The following is a 17,523-nucleotide window of genomic DNA, read 5'->3' as shown; positions in this document are numbered from 1 at the left end:
GGCGTTGACGCCTGAGCGGGCGCCAGGGAGACCCTGGCGCTTGTCATCAGCTGAATCGGCTGCAGGTTTTCAACGACGCGAGCCTTCTAGGGCACGCGCTTCGAGACGGCAAAGCGCTTGTAGGCCTCGCTCTCAGGGTTGAACAGGGCGGCCCGCAGTTTGGCGTTCAAGGTATCGAAAGCCCGCTCGGCCATCACGCGGTAGACGCGCTCGGTCGGCGGTATATTGCCCATCGGGCTGTTGTCCTCATTGGGCACCTCGAAGACATCAGGTGGCTCGACCGACAGCGCAAACTGCCAGCCTAGCGGCTGGTCGGGTAGGGCCACGTTGGCGTCGAAGTTGCAGATCAGGCCGACGAACATGCGCTTGTCACTCGGTTCATCCTTGGAGGTATAGACCTGGCCTGAGGGCTGGATCTGGTAGGCGATGTCCAGCAGCGGCAGCTTCTCGTTGATACGCTTGCTGTGGCTGAGGCTCAGCACATCGTTGGGGAAGATGACCGAGAAGCCCCGCTGCAGGCCCTCGATGATGCGCGCTTCGCGGGCCGCTGCGGTGTCGGCCTCAAACTGCGGTGCGGCAGGCGCCATCGTGCCTTGGTTCTGGCGTGCATAGGCCGACAGTTTTTCGTCCATTTCCGCCAGGGCCTCGGTGGTTGGGCGGCTAAAGCGTATCTGCACCGAAGGGTTGCCAGAGGCTTCCAGATTGGCCAACAGCGCTTGCATGAAGGGCACCAGGGTAGGGTCTGATGCCGCGGCCTGCCGCTTGAACTTCTCGAACGCACTTTGATAGAGCTTGTGGATTGCCACCTTGCCTTCGCCCTCCAGCCCGGCAGCCGGGTAGCGCTGCAGCACGGTACGGATGGCAGTCACGCTGCGCTTGTCCAGGGCTTCCTTGAATGCAATGCGCGGCAGGGCAGCTTGCACCTCGGCGATATGGTAGCGGCCATGCTGCAGGTATTGCTGGTGGGGCGCCTCATAGGGCTGGGAGGCCAGCAATGCGTAGGCGGCATCGTCGCTCAGCTTGTTGCGCAGGTACCAGAGCGGCAGGCTGATCAGGCCGCCCAGCAGCAGGGCGATGCCGATACGCCAGCGGAAGAATGGTGCCAGCGGGGCAATCGCATGCTTGCCTGGCTTGCTGGTGCCAAGTTTGATGCGACCGGTGCGGACGGGGTACAGGGGATCGAACTGGAGCAGGCCTTTCAAGTCCTGTGCCTGGGCCATGGCCTGTTCCTGGTCGCGCAGGGCCGGGATTTGCCGTAGCAGCTGTGCCATCTTCTCCGCATTGCGGTTGCGTATGCTGAAGACGTACTTGCTCTTGGGGCCGAACTGGAAGGTGATGTCGGTGCCCTGGTACTGGCCGTTGCCATCCCGCTTGTGCGTTACCTGCTCGTCGGTGAGCTGGTTCAGGTCCAGCAGCGTCAGCGCGGTCGAATCCGCCACCAGCATGGAACGGGGAAACAGATAGCTGCCCGGTGCAAAGGGCAGCCGCCTATGCAGCACGATGGCGCGCCAGGCTCCCAGGATGGCCAGTGCGATGGTCGCCAGGCTACCGCCGTAGACCAGCAGGGAGTAGGGGCCGTCATGCATCTCGGGCGAGCTGACCTCGCCAAAGCCGCCCTGCGCATACAGGAACAGTACAAAGCCGGCCAGGGCCAGCAAGCAGGTGTAGGACAGCAGTTGCACGATCAGGCTACGCCGGTTGGCGAATATCAGGCCAGGACAGGCGGTCTTGGGCGCCAGCGCGGTGGCCAGCTCCTTGCGCACCAATTCGGGTAGGGCGCCGATCTCGAAGGTTTGTACCGGAGGAATTTTCAAGTTGTTCATAGGGTATGGAATGGCTGGATAAGGAAATATAGCGAGGGCTTGCTCAAAGTCTTTTCGCACCGTACCTACCCGCTGGGCTGAAGCGGGAACGTGCCAGGTGCAAGGCGAGCCCCATTACACCCGAATCGACTAAGACCTGGCAACGCCACCATCCCGTGGGGTAGCCAGGTGGGCGCGCAGATCGTGCCCAGGGGGCTGGGTGGCGGCCCACCTGGGCTTGGTGCAGCGATACGCGGCCTTTCTACGGCTGGCCCAGGCGTCACACCTACAGGCGTTTCAGCATATCCGCGTGCTGGCTGTAGAAGTTCACCAGCCGCCAGTTGTAGAACAGGTTGCCGGCCACATCGCCACTGCCTATCACCTCCCAGTGATCTTGCTGGCTGTAGCCCATATGGTTCCACTTGCCCTGCTGGGGCGTGCCGTTGTATTCCACCAACGGTGCGCCGAAGGGCGCCTTCATGCTGATGGTGTTGACCACACCATCGTTCTGGCGCCAGCCATCGCCGTAGGCGCGATAGGCGCCCATGCCGTTGGCGAAGGGGATCAAGGGCAGGTTGGTGCTGGGATCGGCATAGTGGTTGCCAGTGATCAGTCCAGGCAGGGTAGTGGCGTTGCTGAAAGAGAAGTAATACACCTGCGGCGAGGTGCGTACCCAGGCCCGTTCGGCGGCAGCGCCCTCGGGGCTGAGGGTGTATAGGCCAACGTCCTGGCTTTGCCAGATGGGCGATGCCCAGACCCGGTTCCAGTAATGCTGCTGGCTTTCGCCGGTGGCGCGCGCCAAGCCCCATTGATCCAGCTTGAAGTCATAGGGAAAGTCTTCCGGATTGCCGCCCATGCCCACGGCGGCGCCGGCCAGCTTGAGCAGCTGCTTGGCGAACTCATTGAAGCCGCTCAGCTTGCCAAAGGTGGTGCCATTGTTGGCGCCAGCGATGGTGGTGATGGAGCGTACCCAGTCCTTGCCGCCCAGATAGAGTTCGGACACCCCGCTGCCACTGGCGGCCCGCTCGGCGGCCGAGCCGTTGCGCAGCAGTTCCACCAGCATGTTGACGGTAGGCGCACCCTGGCTGTGGGCAATCAGGTGGATACGGTTGGCGGCATCCCATTGTGGCAGGCGCTTGGCATCCTCGTAGGGGCGGTTGCCGTTGTAGCAGCGGCCCATGCGGGCATGGCCGTGCTGGGTGGCATGTGCGGCGCCATAGTCCACGCAGCCGCCCTTGAGCTGGAAATACAGCTCCACGCTGCGGTCCCAGGTGGAGCTGAAGGGGCCGACTGCAGCCGTGACGGTAGGGTGGCCCAGCTTTTTCAGCTCCTCCTGCAGGTCGGTGGTGCCGCCCCAGTGGGGGTACAGGCCCCATAGCTCGTCGCGGTCCCAGCCGGCAAAGCCGTGTACCAGTACCAGGGGGTCGTTGTTGGCGGCATTCGCCGTCAAGGTAGCCAGGCCCAGCAGGGCGGCCACCCAGTGTGCGGTTCGATACATGTCTGCTCCAGTTTTATGTTTGGGGCCGCCTGTCAGATAGCCCTGGCAGGGCCGGGTGACGGGTGGCGTCCTTATGTGTGCCGCGCCGCTGGTTAAAAACGCCTAACAAAACAAGGTGGTGGCGACGCTTACACGTTATAGAGCAAGCACTCGGTCAATATGCAAGTAGCATCATTAATCCGGCATGCACTGATACAGCGGGCGGTGAATTGGCGCTGGGCAGGCGCTTTCCAGTCACCGGCGCAGTGGCATCCGCCATGGCGCTGGCTGTAGCGGCACACAATAAAACCCGCCTCCGTAGCTGTAACAAAACTACGGCTAGAGCATGAATTCCAACGAAATATCAAAGACTTGGCTTGCCCTGGTGGGCCTAAAAAGGGATAATGCGCGCGCTTTTGAACCGGCCCGACCCCTTATTGCGGGCCGTTTGTTTTCCGCCTACCCCAAGCGAAAGAGAACCTAGATGGCCGCTACCCGTACCCAACTTGCCAATGCAATCCGCGCCCTGTCCATGGATGCGGTGCAACAAGCCAACTCCGGTCATCCCGGCGCGCCCATGGGCATGGCCGAGATCGCGCTGGCCTTGTGGGGCGGCCATCTCAAGCACAACCCGCAGAACCCCGAGTGGGCCGATCGTGACCGCTTCGTGCTGTCCAACGGCCACGGCTCCATGCTGATCTACAGCCTGCTGCACCTCACTGGCTATGCCTTGTCCATCGACGATCTCAAGCAGTTCCGCCAACTGCATAGCAAGACGCCGGGCCACCCCGAGTACGGCTACGCTCCAGGCGTGGAGACCACCACCGGCCCGCTGGGCCAGGGCATTACCAATGCCGTGGGCATGGCCATGGCCGAGAAGCTGCTGGCCCGTCAGTTCAACCGCCCCGGCCACGACATCGTTGACCATCACACCTATGTCTTTCTGGGCGATGGCTGCCTGATGGAAGGCATCTCGCACGAAGCCTGCTCGCTGGCCGGCACCTGGGGCCTGGGCAAGCTGATTGCTTTCTGGGACGACAATGGCATCTCCATCGACGGCCATGTCGAAGGCTGGTTTACCGACAACACGCCCAAGCGTTTCGAGGCCTATGGCTGGCATGTGATTGCCGATGTGGACGGCCACGATGTGGATGCCGTGAATGCCGCCATCCAGGCTGCCAAGGCCGAGACCGGCAAGCCCACCCTGATCTGCTGCAAGACGGTGATCGGCAAGGGTTCGCCCAACAAGCAGGGCACCCACGATGTGCATGGCGCCGCTCTGGGCGCAGCCGAGATTGCCGCTACCCGCGAGCACCTGGGCTGGAACCACGCACCGTTCGAGGTGCCGGCCGACGTCTATGCCGGCTGGGATGCCAAGGCCAAGGGTGCGGCTAGCGAGAGCGACTGGAACCAGCGCTTTGCTGCCTACCGTACTGCCCACCCCGAGCTGGCTGCCGAGTTCGAGCGCCGCATGGCGGGCGAGCTGCCGGCCGACTGGGCCGAGTTCAAGGCGGCTGCCATTGCCAAGATCAATGACGCTGCGCAGACCGTGGCTACCCGCAAGGCCAGTCAGATAGCGCTGGAGGCCTTCTCGCCCAAACTGCCTGAATTCCTGGCTGGCTCGGCCGACCTGACCGGCTCCAACCTGACCAACTGGTCGGGTTCCAAGTGGATAGACGGCGAAGGGAATGGTAACTACATCAGCTATGGCGTGCGCGAGTTCGGCATGGCCGCCATCATGAACGGCATGACCCTGCACGGCGGTCTGCGCCCCTATGGCGGCACCTTCCTGATGTTCAGCGAATACGCCCGCAATGCCCTGCGCATGTCGGCCCTGATGAAGATCAACCCCATCTTCGTGTTCACCCACGATTCGATCGGCCTGGGCGAAGACGGCCCTACCCACCAGCCGGTGGAACAGACCGCCACCCTGCGCTATGTGCCCAATATGGACACCTGGCGTCCTTGCGACACCACCGAAACGGCGGTGGCCTGGGCCCATGCCATTGAACAGAAGAACCGTCCCAGCAACCTGGTACTGAGCCGCCAGAATCTGCCCTTCGTCAGCCGCGATGCGGGCCAGATTGCCGATATCGCCAAGGGTGGCTATGTGCTGCGCGAGGCCGAGGGCGGTGCTGCCCAGCTGATCCTGATCGCCACCGGCTCGGAAATCGAACTGGCCCTGAAGGCCCAGACCCAGCTGGCCACCGAGGGCATCCGTGCCCGCGTGGTGTCCATGCCCTCGACCAATGTGTTCGATCGCCAGGATGCGGCCTACCGCGCCAGCGTGCTGACCCGTGGCGTGCCGCGCGTGGCCATCGAGGCCGGCGTATCTGACTTCTGGCGCAAGTATGTGGGCCTGGACGGCGCCGTCATCGGGATGGACACCTTTGGTGAATCGGCCCCGGCACCCGCGCTGTTCAAGGCCTTCGGCTTTACCGTGGAGCAGGTGGTCGCCACGGCCAAGTCCGTGCTGTAAGCCAATAGGTCAGAACGGCCCCGCCGATCAGCGGGGCCGTTTTGCTTGCGCGTAGGCAGGATCGCGACCCGGTTCTTTCGCCGCGCTGCAACAAATGGTCGTGTTTGTAGCTCCCTTTCAAGCATTTGGACGGTTACAATCGCGCCCTTGTAGTCATAATGGTAGCGACTACATTTTGAGCTGCCATCGTCATGGAGAACTCCAGTATGTCCATCCGCATCGCCATCAACGGCTACGGACGCATCGGTCGCAACGTGTTGCGCGCGCTGTATGAACTCAATCGCAACGAAGATTTCAAGATCGTCGCCATCAACGCCTCGGGTGACATCGAGACCAACGCGCATCTGACCCGCTTCGATACCGTGCATGGCCGCTTCAATGCTGAAGTGAAGGCTGATGGCGACTGGTTGCGCATTAATGGCGAGAATATCCGCTTCTTCTCCACCCGCAATCCGGCTGAGCTGCCTTGGGGCGAGCTGGGCATCGACATCGTGCTGGAATGTACCGGTGCCTTTACCAGCAAGGCCAAGTGCCAGGCCCACCTCAATGCCGGCGCCAAGAAGGTGCTGATCTCCGCACCGGGCGACAAGGACGTGGATGCCACCGTGGTCTACGGCGTCAACCATGACATCCTGACACGCGACATGACCGTGGTGTCGAACGCGTCCTGCACCACCAACTGCCTGGCACCCGTGGCCCAGGTACTGAACGACCACATCGGCATCGTCAAGGGCCTGATGACCACCATCCACGCCTACACCAACGACCAGGTGCTGACCGATGTGCGTCACAAGGACCTGCGCCGCGCCCGTTCGGCCACGCAGAGCCTGATCCCCACCAAGACAGGTGCCGCTGCCGCCGTGGGCCTGGTGCTGCCCGAGCTCAATGGCAAGCTCGACGGCTTTGCCGTACGCGTACCCACCATCAATGTCTCGATGGTCGACCTGACCTTCCAGGCCGCCCGCGCCACCAGCAAGGAAGAGATCAATGCCCTGATGCGCGATGCCGCAGGCGGCGGCAAGCTCAAGGGCGTGCTGGGTTACAACGACCTGCCGCTGGTCTCCATCGATTTCAACCACACCAACGAAGCGTCCATCTTCGACAGCACCCTCACCAAGGTCAGCAATGGCGATCTGGTCAAGGTTGGTGCCTGGTATGACAATGAATGGGGCTTCTCGGTGCAGATGCTGAATACCGCCCGCGCCATGATGCAGGCCAAGTAAGCGCAACGCCGAGGCTACTCTGCCAGCGTTGCAGTAACCGGTTCGGGGCGCGTAAGCGCCCCGAACGCACTACAGGCGCCCACGCTGCTACATTGAGGCCATACGCCCACCCTCACCCGAGACTCGCCATGAACTTCAAGAAGCTTACCGACCTCGAACTCGCCGGCAAGAAAGTGCTGATCCGCGTGGACATGAATGTCCCGGTCAAGGATGGCGTGATCGGCGACGACACCCGTATCCGCGCCTCGTTGCCCAGTATCAGCCATGCCCTGGCGGCTGGTGCCGGCGTGATTCTGATGACCCATCTGGGCCGCCCCACCGAAGGCACCATTGCCGAGGAAGACAGGCTGGCCCCGGTGGCCCGTCGCCTGGGCGAGCTGCTGGGCCGGGATGTGCCCGTGATTGCCGACTGGGTCGGCCATACGGTGCAGGCTGGCGAGCTGGTGCTGCTGGAGAATGTGCGTACCAATGTCGGCGAGAAGAAGAATGCCGATGCCCTGGGCCAGCAATATGCGGCCCTGTGTGATGTTTTCGTCAACGATGCCTTTGGCACGGCCCACCGCGCCGAGGCCTCCACCCATGCGGTGGCGCGGTTCGCCCCGGTAGCCTGCGCCGGCATTTTGCTGGCAGCCGAGCTGGATGCGCTGGGCCGTGCGCTGGCACAGCCCAAGCGGCCCCTGGTGGCCATCGTGGCCGGTTCCAAGGTGTCGACCAAGCTCACCATACTGGAATCGCTGGCCGACAAGGTAGACCAGCTGATCGTCGGTGGTGGCATCGCCAACACCTTCCTGCTGGCCGAGGGCAAGCAGATAGGCAAGTCGCTGGCCGAAGCCGATCTGGTAGACCAGGCCCGTGCCGTGATCGCCAAGATACGCGCACGCGGCGGCGATGTGCCGCTGCCGGTCGATGTGGTGGTGGGGCAGAAGTTCGACCCGGCTGAGCCCGCAGTGACCAAGCCGCTGGCCGCCGTGACCGACAGCGACATGATATTCGACATCGGCCCTGATTCTGCCGCGCAACTGGCTGCCGTGGTGGCCCAGGCGGGCACCATCGTCTGGAATGGCCCGGTCGGCGTATTCGAGTTCGACCAGTTCGGCAAGGGCACCGAGACCCTGGCCCGCGCCATTGCGGCCAGCCCGGCCTTCTCCATTGCCGGTGGCGGCGACACCCTGGCTGCCGTGGCCAAGTACGGTATTACCGAGCAGGTCGGCTATATCTCCACCGGCGGTGGCGCTTTCCTGGAATTCCTCGAAGGCAAGACCCTACCGGCAGTGGCGATGTTGGAACAGCGGGCTTGAACCTGACCATGTCGCTTGCTGAGTCGAGTTCCTTCCACAAGGTACTGATACCCCTGCTGCTGGCCCTGGCGCTGACCGCCTGTGGTCAACAGTCGGCCGAAACCGCGCCGGAGATGTCGCTGGCGGCTGCCGCCGCACCGGCAGCCGACATGGCGGAGGCCAAGCCGGGAGCTACGCCGCGTCGCTACCTGGCGATCAGCCACTATCTTGAGGTGGAAACTGCGGCTGAGCAGGTCGAGCCCATGTGGCGGCAATTGCAGGCCAAGGTGGTGTCGCTGGGCGGCGAGGTTGTGAGTGCGGAGCTGTCGCGTGGTGACAACCGACATCCGACGGCGACCTTGTCGCTGCGCCTGCCGCCCCAGCATGTGCCCAGCCTATATGCCTTGTTGGCGAAAGGGGGCGAGCTGGTCAATACCCGTACCGACAGCGAAGACAAGACGGCCGAGGTGGTGGATGTGGAGGCCCGCCTCAAGAACCTGACCGAAGCCCGCGACCGGCTGCGGCAGATGCTGGCGGAGCGGCCGGGCAAGCTGAGCGATGTGCTGGAGGTGCAGCAGGCGCTGACCGAAACCCAAAGCCAGCTGGACAGCTTTACCGGCCAACGCAAGGCACTGGCCGACCAGACCGACAAGGTCAAGCTGGACCTGACCCTGCGCCCACCGCGCAGCGTGATCGAGCGGAGCGCCCTGAGCCCCCTGCGGGACGCCTGGCATTCGATGGGATACACGGCCTCTGCCAGCTTGGCCGGCCTGTTGACCTTTATCGCGTCCCTGCTGCCCTGGCTGTTGTTGCTGATACCCGTGGGTCTATTTATCCGTCGCGCCTGGCGCAAACGCCGCGCGGCTAAAATGTAGTCGAGATTACAGTGCTACAAGCCTGCTAAAATCCCGCACAAACCACTGCCTTTTGGCACCCATTGTTCTTGGAGTGAACTATGTCCCTCGTCTCGATGCGCCAGCTGCTCGACCACGCCGCCGAAAACGGTTACGGCCTGCCGGCTTTCAACGTGAACAACCTGGAGCAGGTCCAGGCCATCATGCAGGCCGCCGACGAGTGCAACAGCCCGGTGATCATGCAGGGCTCGGCCGGTGCCCGCAAATACGCTGGCGAAGCCTTTCTGCGCCACCTGATCCTGGCTGCGGCCGAAGCCTACCCGCACATTCCCATCGTGATGCACCAGGATCATGGTGCTTCGCCCGCCGTCTGTATCCAGGCCATGCGCTCGGGCTTCTCCAGCGTGATGATGGACGGGTCCTTGCTGGAAGATGCCAAAACCCCATCAAGCTATGACTACAACGTCGACGTGACCCGTCGCGTGGTGGACATGGCCCACGCCATCGGCGTGAGCGTGGAAGGCGAGCTGGGCTGCCTGGGTTCGCTGGAAAGCGGCATGGGCGAGAAGGAAGACGGCCACGGTGCCGAAGGCGTGCTGACCCACGATCAACTGCTGACTGATCCGGATGAGGCTGCCGATTTCGTCAAGCGCACCCAGGTCGATGCCCTGGCCATTGCCATTGGCACCAGCCACGGCGCCTACAAGTTCACCCGCAAGCCCACTGGCGACATTCTGGCCATCGAGCGCATCAAGCAGATCCACGCCCGCATCCCCAATACCCACCTGGTTATGCATGGCTCCAGTTCGGTACCGCAAGAGTGGCTGGACATCATCCGCGAGTTTGGCGGTGAGATGAAGGAGACCTATGGTGTGCCAGTGGAGGAGATCGTCACCGGCATCAAGTACGGCGTGCGCAAGATCAATATCGATACCGACATCCGCTTGGCCATGACCGGTGCTACTCGCCGTTTCCTGGCCCAGCACAAGAGCGAGTTCGACCCGCGCAAGTTCCTCAAGGAAGCCACCAGCGCGGCCAAGGATATCTGCAAGGCCCGTTTCGAAGCGTTTGGCTGCGCCGGCCAGGCCAGCAAGATCAAGGCGATCTCCATGGAGAAGATGTCCGATCTTTACAAGCGCGGAGAGCTGGCAGCTGTGGTAAAATAATAAAGCAATAAAATCTTGTTTTGAAAGACTATACTGAACTATCAGAATTTAGTCGTATCTGAGAATATACGCGTGAGCTTGATTCGGTTTGCCGCCGCCCGAGAAAGCGGTACTTTCGAAAGACTTACCCCGCCTTGCGCGGGGTTTTTCTTTGTGGCGCCGGATACGCGCACTGCCTTGGTGCAGACGGTTTTCAGCTCATTGCCAATGGCTATTTGGCAGTAGCCCCAAGCACGGGCAGCATGGTTGGGTCGCTACCCAAAGGCCCAGCCGTCATGCCCTTACAGTCCAAGTTCCCCGATCTCGGCCTTACCATCTTCAGCCGCATGAGTGCGCTGGCGGCGGAGACCGGTGCCATCAACCTGTCGCAGGGCTTTCCAGATTTCGCCTGCGATGCCGCATTGCTGAACGGCGTCAACGCTGCGCTGCAGGCCGGGCACAATCAGTACGCCCCCATGCCAGGCCTGCCACTGCTGCGCCAGGCCATCGCCCACAAGTTCGAAGCCAGCGCTGGCCTGCTGGTCGACCCTGAGCGCGAGATCACCATCACCGCTGGTGCCACCCAGGCGCTGTACACCGCCATTGGCACAGTGCTGCGGGCGGGTGACGAGGCCATCATCCTGGAGCCGGCCTACGACAGTTATGCGCCCGCCATTGTGGCGCAGGGTGCGGTGCCGGTCCGCGTCAGCCTGGCGCCACCCCACTTCGCTGTGGATTGGCAGGCCGTGGCTGCTGCCGTGACCCCGCGCACCCGATTGATCATCGTCAACAACCCCAACAATCCGGCCACCAGCATCTTCTCCCGCGCCGATCTCGATGCCCTGGCCGGCATTGCCGAACAGCATGATCTGCTGGTACTCAGCGATGAGGTGTACGAGCACCTGGTGTTCGACGGCCAGCAGCACTCCAGCGTACTCAGCCACCCGCAGCTACGTCCACGCAGCTTTGCTGTGTACTCCTTCGGCAAGACCTTCCACGCCACCGGCTGGAAGGTGGGCTACTGCGTGGCCGCCCCAGCCTTGATGGCGGAATTCCGCAAACTGCACCAGTACCTGGTGTTCTCCGTCTCCACCCCCATGCAGCACGCCCTGGCAGCACATCTACAGCTGGCGGCCTCCTGGCAGGGCCTGGCGGTCTTCTACCAGCAAAAGCGCGATCACCTGGCGGCAGGCCTGCAGGCGGCGGGCTTCACCCTGCTACCCAGTGCCGCCACCTATTTCCAACTGGTCGATTATTCCGCCATCCGGCCCGATCTGGGCGAGCTGGCCTTTGCCGAATGGCTGACCCGCGAACACGGCGTGGCCAGCATCCCGGTATCGGCTTTCTATGCCGATGGGCGAGACCACCATATTGTGCGGTTCTGCTTCGCCAAGCAGCAGCAAACACTGGATGCCGCCATCAGCCGACTGGCCGGGCTGCGCTAACTGCAATCCTTGCGCCTGCACTGCCCGCCACCGCCCAGCGGTGACCAGAGTCGGTAGCAGGCGTTGCAGCTCATTCACATAACGAGCGCTAGCGAGGCCCCCGCGTGGCGGCGCGGGCGGGGGTGTGGATTCTAATAAGGGAGAGCCTACTGGTTCAGGCTGAGCTGACGTCCTGCGCCAAGGTCCCCCTGGCGCCTGCTCAGGCGCCACACCCATAGATGCCTTAAGCCCATGAAAGGCTCGCTAACGAGCGTCAGCGAGGCTCCCTCCACGCACCGTGCAACGTGGACTTCCGGCGCGGCGGCGCGGGCGGGGGGTGTGGATTCAATCAAGGGGAGAGCCTACGCTATCAGGCTGCGCTGACGTCTAGCGCCAGGGTCTCCCTGGCGCCTGCTCAATCCGTTATCACTCATCCCAGACCTAAGTCCATAACAGGCTCGACAATCACAGATTCATCAGGCCAAACGCCCATAGGCAGGCCATATTGATCAAGCTGAACAGCTGGGCGGCGCTGCCCAGGTCCTTGGCCCGCTTGGCGAGGGTGTGGTGGTCCAGCGAGGTGTGGTCTACGGCGGCTTCGATGGCGGAGTTAAGTAGCTCCACCACCACGCTGAGAAAGTGGGCGAACACGATCAGTGCCCTGGCCCAGTGTGGTAGCGGCAGCCATAGCGCCAGGCCGATGCCGGCCAGTGCCAGCAGACAGACCTGGCGGAATGCCGATTCATGCTGCCAGGCGGCCTTGAAGCCATCCAGGGAATAGCCTGTGGCGTTGATCAATCGGCGCAGGCCGGTCTTGCCCTTGAAGGGGCTCTCTTCGGTTGGGCTCACGGGGTGTCCTCGGCCAGTTGTTCTGGCAGTTCCGGGTAGATGTCGCGATAGGCTGCGTAGCTGGCGCCTATCAGCACAGGTATCAACACCAGGTAGCCCAGCATCAGCGGTATGGCTGCGATGATGCACAGGGGCAGGGCGATCAGGCCGGCGATGGTCAGCGGCCGCCAGTTGGCCCAGGCGGCCTTGAACGAACTCTGGATGGCGGCAATCGGTGCCACATTGCCCAACACCGCCAAGGCGGGTGCGAAAGTAAAGGCCATCAGCACCACGCCATACAGCAGCAGGGCGACCAGGATCACCACCAGGATGCCGACGCCCAGACCGGCCAGCACACTGGCCGCGATGGCGGCTTCGGAGGCGGAACCGCTGAGGGTGGCACCACTGAGGAAGGTACCGGCCCCGAACGTCAGGGCCAGCATGCCGGCAATCAGTGCGACCGCCCATTGCGCGACCAGCAGGCCCAAGCCCACGCCCAGTAGTGGCAGGAAGGGTTGCTTGAAGCCGGCAAACAGATGGTTGATCTCCAGCTCCTGGTCGCGCACCAGCCGGGCACAGCCTATGAGCATGCCGCCCAGCAGCACGGGGGCGAACAGGGGGGCCGCCAGTGCACCGGCACCCGTGATGCTGGCGGCCATGTTGAGCAGTATCCAGATCACTGTAATCGCCACCCAGATACCCGGGTTGCGCTTGAACAGCTCGAAACCCTGAACGATCCAGTCCCAGCCGCGACCGGCGGCCACAACGCGAAAAACAGGCAGGCTATTGTCCATGCAAGTAGTACTCCCGTTAACCATCACATTGAAGATGCGTTAGCGCGGTCGGCCAGGGACAAGGCCGGCAGGCGCATGCTAAGGCAGGCTTGCTACAGCCTGACTACAGGGAGCAGGCTGCACGACGCTACATCCTAGCGCCTGGCGCGCGCCAGTTCACCTGCCTTGTGCTTGACCCGCCCGCTAGCCGGCATCGGCATCGGGGCCATGGCGGGGTAGGGTAAAGAACAGCGTGGCAAGCAGGGCCAGCCACAGCGCGCCCCAGAGCAGGCCACTGAGCTGGCTTACTGCGGTGAGCAGCAGGGCAACTGCCGAGAGGCCGAACATCGCCATCAGGAACAGCCGGGCAACCAGCAGCGAATGGCGCAACAGGATGCGCAGAAAACTGAAGCCGGCAAACATGGCCAGCAGCAGCAGCCCCAGCACCGGCAGCAATAGCACGAGGCGATCGGTGGGTTCGGGGGCCAGGTCCATGAACAGCAGCAGCGCTGGCAGCGTCAGCAGGGCCTGGGCGATGCTGCCGATGCAAACCAGCAGGCAGATAGGCAGGGTCAGTTTCATGGTCAGCGGCATCTGTCGGAAACGCACGGTTCAGCCTTTGTGGGGGGATCTCGAAGCCTGAAGCGTAAACCATATCGCCGATCCAAGGGGCTGGCGCAGCCGCCCCGCTGAGCGCTACATTCAAGCTACCCGACCTCCAGGATGCATGCGCCATGCCCTACGCCAGCTTCAAGGACTTCTACCCCTATTACCTAGGCGAACACCAGAACCGCACCTGCAGGCGACTGCATTTTGTCGGCAGCGCCCTGGTGCTGCTGTTATTGCTGGCCGCCTTGCTGCGTGGCCAGGCCGCTTTGCTGTGGCTGCTGCCGGTCATAGGCTATGGCTTTGCCTGGGTGGGCCATTTCTTCTTCGAGAAGAACCGGCCAGCTACCTTCAAGCACCCGCTCTATAGCCTGATGGGCGACTGGGTGATGTTTTGGCAGATGCTGCGGGGGCAGATCAGGTTCTAAGAGCCTTTATAAAGCCCTTTCGCAGCCTTGCCCTTCCTCCGGCAAGGTTGCGAGCTGCTGGCCGGTGCGCGGCGAATAGACTTTACGTAGGCTCTAAGTGAGTCGGCGCGGTTATGAAAAACCCCCGGACTGGGCCGGGGGTACTTAGCTGCCAGATACATTCTGGGAAGGGCAGGGTGCTGCGATCAGATTGCCGCGGCCAGGCGTGAGCCCTGGTTGATGGCACGCTTGGCATCCAGTTCGGCGGCGACATCGGCACCACCTATCAGGTGCACTGTCTTGCCGGCCTGCTTGAGGGCCTCTTCCAGCTCGCGCAGCGGCTCCTGGCCGGCGCAGATGATGACGTTGTCCACCGGCAGTATCTCGGCCTTGTCCTTGATGCGGATATGCAGGCCGGCATCGTCGATCTTGTCGTACTGCACGGCCGAGATCATCTCCACCTGCTTCATCTTCAGGGCCTGGCGATGGATCCAGCCGGTGGTCTTGCCCAGGCCGTCGCCGACCTTGCTGCTCTTGCGCTGCAACAGCCAGACCTTGCGTGGCGAGGGGTGGGGCTGCACGCCGGCGGCGGCCAGGCCACCCTTCTCGGTCAGTGTCTTGTCTATACCCCATTCCTTCAGGAAGCCATCTACGTCCAGGCTGGTGGGTACGCCTTCGGTGGTCAGGAATTCGGCAGTATCAAAGCCGATGCCGCCGGCGCCAATGATCGCGACCTTCTCGCCCACTGGCTTCTTGTGGCGCAGTACGTCCAGGTAGCTGAGCACCTTGGGGTGGTCTATGCCGACAATGTCGAGCTTGCGCGGTGCGATGCCGGTGGCCAGGATGACTTCATCGAAGTCGCTCAGCTCGGCAGCTGTGGCGCGGTGGTTCAGCCGGATCTTGACGCCGGTCTGGTCCAGCCGGCGCTTGAAATAGCGCAGGGTCTCGTGGAACTCTTCCTTGCCCGGTACCTGCTTGGCCACATTGAACTGGCCGCCGATCTCGTTGGCGGATTCAAACAGGGTGACATCATGGCCGCGCTGGGCGGCGACCGATGCGAAGGCCAAGCCGGCGGGGCCGGCACCGACGACGGCCAGGCGCTTCTGCTGCTGGGTGGGAGTGTAGTTCAGCTCGGTCTCGTGGCAGGCGCGTGGGTTGACCAGGCAGGTCGTCATCTTGGCCTGGAAGATATGGTCGAGGCAGGCCTGGTTGCAGCCTATGCAGGTGTTGATATCCAGGGCACGGTCTTCCTCGGCCTTCTTCACCCAGTCGCTGTCGGCCAGGAAGGGCCGTGCCATCGAGATCATGTCGGCATCGCCGCGTGCCAGCACTTCTTCGGCCACGTCCGGCATATTGATACGGTTGGTGGTGACCAAGGGAATGCCGACCTTGCCCTTGAGCTTGCGGGTCACCCAGGTAAAGCCGGCGCGCGGCACCATGGTGGCGATGGTGGGGATGCGGGCCTCATGCCAGCCTATGCCGGTATTGATGATGGTGGTGCCAGCGGCCTCGACGGCTTGGGCCAGCTGTATGGTCTCGTCCAGCACCGAGCCGTTGTCCACCAGATCCAGCATGGAGAGGCGGTAGATGATGATGAAGTCGCGACCCACCCGTTCGCGCACGGCGCGGACGGTCTCGATGGGGAAGCGCATGCGGTTTTCGTAGCTGCCGCCCCAACGGTCGGTGCGTTTGTTGGTTTTCTCGGCGATGAACTGGTTGATCAGGTAGCCCTCGCTGCCCATCACTTCCACGCCATCGTAGCCGGCTTCCTTGGCCAGCTCGGCACAACGGGCAAACTCGTCTATGGTCTGCAGTATCTGCTCGTCGGTCATCTCGATCGGCTCGTAGAAGGCGATGGGCGAGGTGATGGGCGAGGGGGCGACCGGCTTGGGCTGGAAGCTGTAGCGGCCGGTGTGCAGTATCTGCAGGCAGATCTTGCCGCCAGCCTGATGCACGGCATCGGTGACGATGCGGTGATGGGCCACTTCATCGGCGTTATGCAGCATGGCACCACCTTCATAGACTCGGCCCGCCTCGTTGGGGGCCACGCCACCGGTCACGATCAGGCCAACGCCGCCTGCGGCGCGCTCGGCATAGAAAGCGGCCATGCGCTCGAAGCCATTGGGCGATTCTTCCAGACCGGTATGCATGGACCCCATCAGCACACGGTTCTTCAACGTGGTGAAGCCCAGGTCCAGGGGTTCAAGCAGGTGGGGGTAGCGGGCGTGCGACATCATGGGCTCCAGTACGGTAGGGTTGGCGCCGGGGCTTGGCCGGCGATTTATCTGTGATTCAATCAAAGGTAGTTCAAGCGCTGAGCGCTGTCAGTTCGGGGGTGATCAGCCTCTGCCACAGGGCAGTCTGGTTCTCCTTGCGGAAAAAGCCAAAGTGACCGATACGCTGGACGCCCAGCTCCTGCGGGCTATAGCGTTGACGGCTAAGTGTACTGCCGGTGTAAAAACCATGTAGTGAGGCCACATTGCGCTGCGACATCATTTCGTCATCGGTGAAACCCAGCGACACGATGGGCGCCCGCACGGCGGCAAAGCGCTGACGTACCGCTTCGCCTTCCACCCCTACGGCGTAATCGCGATGCAGGCACCAGCGGCGCCACTGCTGCATCACCCCACGGGGCAGGTCGCCCACCATATTGAGGCGACGGCCAGGAAAATATCCCCAGATCGGCGTCAGCAGCGGGGCGAAGAAATACCAAAGCAGCCAGGCGCGGCGCTTCAGGGCCCAGGCATTTTCCAGCCAATAGCCGCTGCCGGCGGCGATGGTCAGGATACGGCTGGCCTGGTTGATGTTGGGCGTGAAGGCAGGCAACTGGCCGCCCAGGCTGTGGCCTATCCACAGCAGCGGCTTGCCCGGTGCCTGGGCCTGGGCGGACTCGAGCATGGCGGCGCAGTCGTGCTGGCCCCAGCCGATGACGTCGATATCCAGCTTGGGCAGCGGCACATGGCGCGAATCGCCCATGCCACGGTAGTCAAAGCTGAGAGCCGTCCAACCCTGCTGGGCCAGCCAACGGGCGAACGGCGCATAGAAACTTTGTGGCACGCCCATGGCCGAAACCAGTAGCACGACGCCGCGTGCCTCACCATCAGGGCGATACAGCCGCGCCGCTAGCGGATAGCCATCAGCAGTGTGGATTTCCAGTGTGGATTCGATGCTCATCTTGCCTCCATGACCCTTACGATAATTGTTCGCCAAGTCTTTGATAGGCAAGAT

General features: G+C 62.8%; 14 protein-coding genes. 7 read left to right on the top strand and 7 right to left on the bottom strand.

Annotated elements, in window-relative coordinates:
• Window positions 1-86 precede the first annotated feature (86 nt).
• Together QQK16_RS05700 and QQK16_RS05695 are read right to left on the bottom strand one after the other, a co-directional pair.
• Window positions 87-1,823, bottom strand: coding sequence for a hypothetical protein (locus QQK16_RS05700; RefSeq protein ID WP_284195460.1), 1,737 nt, complete (start codon window positions 1,821-1,823; stop codon window positions 87-89).
• A 265-nt stretch (window positions 1,824-2,088) separates the two neighbouring features.
• Complete coding sequence (locus QQK16_RS05695; protein WP_284195459.1) at window positions 2,089-3,300, bottom strand: esterase/lipase family protein; 1,212 nt, start codon at window positions 3,298-3,300, stop codon at window positions 2,089-2,091.
• A gap of 463 nt (window positions 3,301-3,763) precedes the next feature.
• On the opposite strand from QQK16_RS05695, the gene tkt reads away from it, so the two are divergent.
• The 6 genes from tkt (at window position 3,764) to QQK16_RS05665 (ending at window position 11,702) form a co-directional block, all read left to right on the top strand.
• Complete coding sequence (gene tkt, locus QQK16_RS05690) at window positions 3,764-5,758, top strand: transketolase (protein ID WP_284195458.1); 1,995 nt, start codon at window positions 3,764-3,766, stop codon at window positions 5,756-5,758.
• A 206-nt stretch (window positions 5,759-5,964) separates the two neighbouring features.
• Window positions 5,965-6,981 (top strand): type I glyceraldehyde-3-phosphate dehydrogenase, encoded by a 1,017-nt coding sequence (gene gap / locus QQK16_RS05685; RefSeq protein WP_284195457.1) that lies wholly within the window; start codon window positions 5,965-5,967, stop codon window positions 6,979-6,981.
• A 128-nt stretch (window positions 6,982-7,109) separates the two neighbouring features.
• Window positions 7,110-8,279 (top strand): phosphoglycerate kinase, encoded by a 1,170-nt coding sequence (locus tag QQK16_RS05680; RefSeq protein ID WP_284195456.1) that lies wholly within the window; start codon window positions 7,110-7,112, stop codon window positions 8,277-8,279.
• Window positions 8,276-9,133, top strand: coding sequence for a DUF4349 domain-containing protein (locus tag QQK16_RS05675; RefSeq protein ID WP_284195455.1), 858 nt, complete (start codon window positions 8,276-8,278; stop codon window positions 9,131-9,133). Before QQK16_RS05680 ends, QQK16_RS05675 begins: the two co-directional genes overlap by 4 nt.
• Window positions 9,134-9,213: 80 nt before the next feature.
• Window positions 9,214-10,278: a class II fructose-bisphosphate aldolase gene (gene fba, locus QQK16_RS05670; RefSeq protein ID WP_284195454.1), complete on the top strand. Its 1,065-nt coding sequence runs from the start codon at window positions 9,214-9,216 to the stop codon at window positions 10,276-10,278.
• A 275-nt stretch (window positions 10,279-10,553) separates the two neighbouring features.
• On the top strand, window positions 10,554-11,702 hold the full coding sequence (locus tag QQK16_RS05665; protein ID WP_284195453.1) for a methionine aminotransferase: 1,149 nt from the start codon (window positions 10,554-10,556) through the stop codon (window positions 11,700-11,702).
• Between the two features lie 444 nt (window positions 11,703-12,146).
• On the opposite strand, the gene QQK16_RS05660 is transcribed toward QQK16_RS05665, so the two are convergent.
• From QQK16_RS05660 to QQK16_RS05650, 3 genes are all read right to left on the bottom strand, one after another.
• Window positions 12,147-12,530 (bottom strand): diacylglycerol kinase, encoded by a 384-nt coding sequence (locus tag QQK16_RS05660; RefSeq protein ID WP_284195452.1) that lies wholly within the window; start codon window positions 12,528-12,530, stop codon window positions 12,147-12,149.
• Window positions 12,527-13,303, bottom strand: a complete 777-nt coding sequence (locus tag QQK16_RS05655; protein WP_284195451.1) for a BPSS1780 family membrane protein — start codon at window positions 13,301-13,303, stop codon at window positions 12,527-12,529. The genes QQK16_RS05660 and QQK16_RS05655 overlap by 4 nt, the downstream gene beginning before the upstream one ends.
• 183 nt (window positions 13,304-13,486) lie before the next feature.
• On the bottom strand, window positions 13,487-13,864 hold the full coding sequence (locus tag QQK16_RS05650; RefSeq protein WP_284195450.1) for a hypothetical protein: 378 nt from the start codon (window positions 13,862-13,864) through the stop codon (window positions 13,487-13,489).
• A gap of 152 nt (window positions 13,865-14,016) precedes the next feature.
• On the opposite strand from QQK16_RS05650, the gene QQK16_RS05645 reads away from it, so the two are divergent.
• Window positions 14,017-14,316: a DUF962 domain-containing protein gene (locus QQK16_RS05645; RefSeq protein WP_284195449.1), complete on the top strand. Its 300-nt coding sequence runs from the start codon at window positions 14,017-14,019 to the stop codon at window positions 14,314-14,316.
• A 185-nt stretch (window positions 14,317-14,501) separates the two neighbouring features.
• Here QQK16_RS05645 and QQK16_RS05640 read toward each other — a convergent pair whose 3' ends face one another.
• Together QQK16_RS05640 and QQK16_RS05635 are read right to left on the bottom strand one after the other, a co-directional pair.
• Entirely contained in the window at window positions 14,502-16,532 is a 2,031-nt protein-coding gene (locus tag QQK16_RS05640) for an NADPH-dependent 2,4-dienoyl-CoA reductase (RefSeq protein WP_308446984.1), read from the bottom strand.
• A gap of 70 nt (window positions 16,533-16,602) precedes the next feature.
• The gene (locus QQK16_RS05635; protein ID WP_284195448.1) at window positions 16,603-17,469 is read right to left on the bottom strand and encodes an alpha/beta hydrolase family protein; all 867 of its coding nucleotides are present in this window, start codon (window positions 17,467-17,469) and stop codon (window positions 16,603-16,605) included.
• Window positions 17,470-17,523 lie beyond the last annotated feature (54 nt).

Origin of the sequence: Chitinimonas prasina, assembly GCF_030160395.1 — a bacterium.
GTDB lineage: Bacteria > Pseudomonadota > Gammaproteobacteria > Burkholderiales > Chitinimonadaceae > Chitinimonas > Chitinimonas prasina.
Note: the sequence above shows the minus strand (reverse complement) of the source record. Positions and strands in the feature narration are given on the sequence as shown.